Origin of the sequence: Vibrio sp. 1159, from assembly GCF_033340395.1 — a bacterium.
Lineage (GTDB): Bacteria > Pseudomonadota > Gammaproteobacteria > Enterobacterales > Vibrionaceae > Vibrio > Vibrio alginolyticus.
The window spans coordinates 66,395-72,314 of sequence record NZ_JAWOWL010000007.1 but is presented as its reverse complement, the minus strand read 5'-3'; the positions used below and the strand labels follow the sequence as shown (position 1 = coordinate 72,314).

3 protein-coding genes are annotated in these 5,920 nt (G+C 38.4%); 2 read left to right on the top strand and 1 reads right to left on the bottom strand.

Going from position 1 to position 5,920, the window contains the following annotated elements; genetic code table 11:
* Positions 1–745: 745 nt before the first annotated feature.
* Positions 746–1,828: a PRTRC system protein D gene (locus R7127_RS07895; RefSeq protein WP_318148338.1), complete on the top strand. Its 1,083-nt coding sequence runs from the start codon at positions 746–748 to the stop codon at positions 1,826–1,828.
* 15 nt (positions 1,829–1,843) lie between these two features.
* The gene (locus R7127_RS07890) at positions 1,844–2,218 is read left to right on the top strand and encodes a hypothetical protein (protein WP_318148337.1); all 375 of its coding nucleotides are present in this window, start codon (positions 1,844–1,846) and stop codon (positions 2,216–2,218) included.
* A gap of 537 nt (positions 2,219–2,755) precedes the next feature.
* Here the strand turns inward: R7127_RS07890 and R7127_RS07885 are convergent.
* On the bottom strand, positions 2,756–4,861 hold the full coding sequence (locus R7127_RS07885; RefSeq protein WP_206954534.1) for a replication initiator protein RctB domain-containing protein: 2,106 nt from the start codon (positions 4,859–4,861) through the stop codon (positions 2,756–2,758).
* Positions 4,862–5,920: the final 1,059 nt, after the last annotated feature.

Here is a 5,920-nt window from a genome sequence, read left to right as displayed (position 1 = left end):
TCGGTGCCGAGATTATTAGTTTCCAGCAAATGACAGGTTTACATTACAGACCCAGTTCGGTGCCGAGTTTAACCAGTTAAACTTTTAATAATTTGGTTCTATTTCAATTTCAAAAAGAAACGTTATTAATTTTATACACCGAGTTCGGTGCCGAGTTTTATTGAATTAGGCAAGTTATAACAAAGCTCACCATCTCAGTTCGGCGCCGACTTTGAGTGTCAATTTACGAAATTCATGACTGGGGATTTTGAAGTAAATTTTTTGCAACCGTGGTGATTATCTAGCCTTATTTACACCACTTTATTGCGTATTCAACAGGACTATCTTGCGGTCTAACAATTTGTACTGCAGTCATTGTTCATGTTTTAGGCTCAAATATTGTTCGCAAGGACTATAAAAACGACTGAATTTCGTGAAATTGAAGATGACCAACAAGGAATTGAGTAAACATCGAACCAAATAGGGATGTTTTAATGTCCACCTATTAAGGACTGCACCTACCCTGAAGTCCCACAGGACTTCAACGAAGTCACGTAGAACATCAAGTGTGTTTGTAATATTGGTTGATTTAGCTGGTGGAAGTCCCACGGGACTTCATAGAAGTCACACAGAACACCAACCAATTACTATTGCAATTTCAAAATGTAGCGTTTATATTTCAGAAGCCCCACAAGACTTCTTAGAAGTCATGCGGGACGCCACCCAATTTTATTTGATGGTTCATACAATTTACTGGAGTAAAAGAATGACTGATCCAATCGTTAGATCTGTGGAAATCGGCTACGGCACGTCATCTACAGTGACTGGAGTAACTAAAGAAGGCTTTGTTATCCGTACATATCCATCTGTCCCAGTACCTGTTAAGTACAGCAAACAGAATTTAGGCAGCGACATCCTTAGTTCACGTAAGACTGTTGTAGTGCCAGTAGGTAAGAACAAATATGAAGTAGGTGAAGATGTTCACGCATCTAGTGACCCGCGATCATCCCGAGTTTTAAACACAGAGGGTTATATCGACTCTGAGCGTTATAAGGCATTGTTGCTTGGTGCGCTTAAAATGATTCCTGATGAAGAAGTTGACCTCCTTGTTTGTGGCTTACCAGTGTCTGTTATGCCCCGTCGAGAAGAACTAAAAGCTATGGTTGAGGGAACACACGATCTAGGTGATGGTCGTGAAATTACAATCAAATCAGCTTGGGTAATCGCTCAACCTCTTGGGGGGCTATTAGCATATGCTCGTGAAGGTGGCCAAGGAAGGTTCAACGATATGAAGAACGAGAATTTGCTTGTGGTTGATCCTGGTTACCTCACCGTCGATTGGCTTGTTACCAGAGGTTTGATTGCCAACGAAAACCGTTCTGGAGATTACGAAGCTGGCATGTCTCGTGTACTTACTACCGTTGCTGATGCTGCATTAGAAGTATTCAAAGAGCACCCTTCTTTTACTCGCATCAACGACATTAATGTAGAACTACTCGATCAAGCTTTCGTGACTGGTAAGTTAAAACTGTTTGGTCGAACTATGGATTTTCCAGTTCATGAAGGTTGTGAGAAAACACCTCAGTTCGATTTTACTGACGCAATTAACTCAGTCGCTGAGGAAGCAATTTCAACAGTAGTGAATAAAGTTGGTGACGCCCAAGACTTAGACCGCATCATTATTGTTGGTGGTCCTGCAATGTTATATAAACCAGCTCTACAGAAAGCATTTCCTAACCACGATATTCAAATTCTTCAAGACAGCCTGCGTGCAAACGTAATCGGATTCCAAGAAGGTGGACTACAGCGAATGAACGCTATGGTGAGAAAAGGTCTTTTCAAGAAGTAATGGGAGCATGTTGTTATGAGTAAGCCTCAGCAACTTCAACACAACGTAGATTACATTCGCTGTAATCTACGAGTACTGAGAGATACACATCCTGAACTTTTTGAGCATCTAGAAGATATAAATGAAAAAGGTCGAGCAGAGGAAGTACGCTACCTAATGCGTTTAGGGTTGTTGGTTAGGAATGGGCAATTAGGCGGCCTACCCGCTTCAAATGTAGTTCAGCAACCAACAATTCCTGAACAAGTGGTAAGTGTTGCAGATTCTCCTGTTGAATTAGATGCTGCTACTACAACATCTCGCACTAATTCACCCCCCCCGAAAGATACGAACACAGTTACGCTCCAAGACAGTGATCTCGATTTTGGAGATGATTTACTAGGTCTTGATTAACTCCATGACTCGATAAAACTAGACGATTGTTTCTATACTAAGCCAACTCTGAGTGTTGGCTTTTTTTATTCAACTTATTTGGGGTATTGAGAGAATCAGGCCAAAAACCGAGACATTTATCAGGACTTAATAAATGTAGTTCGGCAACAAGGAGATAATTTCATAATAAATATCCACACTTTTACCAATGACAAGATAATCCCGCGACTAATCATTCTTCAATGATAGCAATGGAATCATGATGACATCATGACTAAGGAGTGCAGCACACAGGTATAGGAATTTGAGTCATGCTCGTTCTGGCGTATGAATTAAATTGAAAATCGTCCCACTCAGAGCTGGGTTACCTGACACCAGCTGAGTTTGCAGCGAAAAAGGAACAACACGATACAGCTAAAATTTAACAAGCATTACTAATGAAGTTTTGGATTAGTTCTCGGGGTCAGGTCATAACAAGGATAATGTCTTTCACTGAAAAGAAAAAATCAGCCAGGCTAAACTTGGCTGATTAAGTTCACGATTTATTTTCTGAAACAGTTACTTCCGAACAAACTCACCTTCTATTACCCGGTCATTACTAAATACTTCTGAATCATGAATGACTTGTGATTGCTGCTCTCTAATGAGATCTAATACCTCTTGAAACTCTGGTAGCTTGTGCGGCGATTTTCTTATCTGACTCTCGATATCTTTCAATGACTCACATAAGTTGTCTGTAGCCTCTGCTCCTTCAATGACTAAAGAATAAATGTCATTATGTATTGAGACTTTCCTTTGAATTCGGTTGATAAGATCAACCTCATTTATGTCAAACAAATCAATATCTGTTAAAGATATAAGCTCTAAGAATTGCTCTCGAGACAACTCAATGTCACGGATTTTAAGGCCCATCAATTTTTCGAAATCTTCATTAATCTGCAACTCAAGAGCAAGTGAATTGATAGAGTAGTATCTGGATAAGAGTTCAATTATTTGCGCCTTATCATCATCACTAACATACTTTGTAAACTCTAGTGGGTACCCAAGAATCTCATAGTTAATCGAGTACTTTTTAAGCCTTCGAGAAATTATCGAGGATATAGATCTTTGAACTTTCTTGTTGACGTTTTCTGGTATCAGATAGGAAATTTCGTTAATTATGGTCGGAGCTGAATCATCCCCATTAGGGTCGCTATTGCAACATTTAATCATTTCATCTTTATCACATGTTACAGACAAAAAGTCCTCACGAAATGAAATCGTTCCGTGATATCCCCACAGGTTGAACTTATAAGTATCGATTTCTTTGAAGTACTTACACGAAAGGTGATCATCAGCAATCAAACTTGCTTTATTATTGATCTGATTCAACCCGGTCCTGATATCACGTTTAAATTGGTCCAACTCACCGTTTGTAGATAAACTTTTGCAAATGCTGGCTAAGAAAGCGTCATACTTATCATCTTGACACAACACTCTGAACCTCAAATACAGCATGAATATTATTGCAGATACTTCCAATGCTTTTTGTGGAAATGCGAACAAATATTGCTCTGTCATTAGTTTTTTGAAAACGTGACTTGGGAGCTGGATCATATACAGCATTGTATCTGAGTTAAGTTTAACTTCATCCGGGTTATTTATATCTTCTTCAAGGTGACCTAATGGCCAAAACTTTTCAAAGTTGCGATACTCCTCTATTGCATAACTATCGAGAGTACCGTCATAAAGCTCAAATTTCTTCATCCCCAGTAAGTCATAACAAGTGTCAGCAATTGCATACAAACTGTTTCTTATGATCGCTCGATTAGGGCCACCCCTAGCCTTCCCCAAAAAATCTATTATGTGGTCAACATTAATAGGAGTCAGGTTTTTTAACTCAGCGATATCTAACCCTTTCTCAACAAGATAATAATTGTGGTAATTATAAATAAGCGAATACACCGCGTATAATACTTGTAAATCGAATGGGTCCATGATGTTGCTATAAGACCTTACTGTAGTTGATACAGTCTTGGTAACGACTTCATTACCATCTACAACTTTTATGAAAAATTTACGACGAGAATTTGCTGCCGGTTGTGTAATTTCTTCTCTTTTAATTGAGCGGTTCTTTCTGATTTCGGTTCCTACTAACTGATCAATCAGATTGTTCCCTTTATGCCTAACCACTGGTGGCAAGTTTTTCTTCACATCTGGTAAAGGGTTAATGCCGTGCTTTTTTAGCAACGCTTTTGTTTGCCAGCGATTATCAACTATTTTCTTGTCTGATTTACTTTCTTCTGGGCTATAAGATTCATGCAGTATTTCTATAGATAAAACTTCGCAGAGAATTTTAGGCTTGAATGAACCATCTGAAAATTTGAAAGGAACTGAGGTTAAAAACCCTTTTTTCCGCAAAGTACGAATACGAGCTTGCAAAGTAGTCAGTTTTAACTCTGTAGCATCACTAAGTTGAGCAATAGAAATGATGTTCTGTTCATCAGCTAAGCCCATTTGAGAGATAAAAAGTTTTACAGTCTCAACTAACTGAGAACTGACCTTTTGGTTTTCAAAATTGAGTGTTGCGACATCTACATCTTTATAGATGTCAGGTATGATCAACAAGCTACCATCACTGGCAGTTTTGTGCCTTACAATAATCTCTGTTTCACTCTCAGACATGATTTTGGGTTTTTTAGTTTACTTTCTTTCATATTAAAGAAAAAAATATTTTTGTTCTATTATTTTTTGATCATCAACCGGTAATACAAACTCATTGTCCAATCAATAACTGATCTTTTTGATTTAATGATCTTTATTGATTATAAGATATTTTGATAGCGTCACTATCAAACCTGTGGATAATGATGCTAAATTATTGTTTTATAATGCGTTATTTTTTCGCCGTGTTTAATGTGAAAACCCATAAACCTCAAAGTGATAACCCATATTTTTCAAAGTGATAACCCATAAACCTCAATATGAAAACCCATAGATTACGAAAGCATGATCATGAATTTACAGAAGCATGATCATGCTTCTGTAACAAGTTATGCACATGTTTATCAACATGACTTTGATGTGTGAGAATAAAATAATCATTAATAATCAGTTACTTATTGTTGTTTCTGGGTTTTCTGGGGGTAAAGTTCTAAAAATGTGATCAAACCCAACTTAAATGATCAAATCTACCGACTTTGGTACGAGGGATCTTAGAAAGGTTCCAATACGATAACCAAACAAAGAGCTCCTTTAATATTGAAGTCGGGTGTTTGTGGTCAATATGATAACCCACAGAGGATGAGCACTTCATATTGGTACTGGGTGCCTGAGGTCAATATGATAACCCACAGAGGATGAGCACTTCATATTGGTACTGGGTGCCTGAGGTCAATATGATAACCCATAGAGGATGAGCACATCATATTGGAACTGGGTGTCTGAGGTTAATATGATAACCCATACAAGGCGAACTCTTCATATTGGCCCTGAGTGCCTGAGGTCAATATGATAACCCATAAGGGTGAGTTTTTCATATTGGCGCTGGGTGCCTGAGGTCAATATGATAACCCATAAAGGGTGAGTTTTTCATATTGGCGCTGGGTGCCTGAGGTCAATATGATAACCCATAAAGGGTGAGTCTTTCATATTGGCGCTGGGTGCTTGAGGTCAATATGATAACCCATAAAGGGTGAGTCTTTCATATTGGCGCTGGGTGCTTGAGGTCAATATGATAACCCA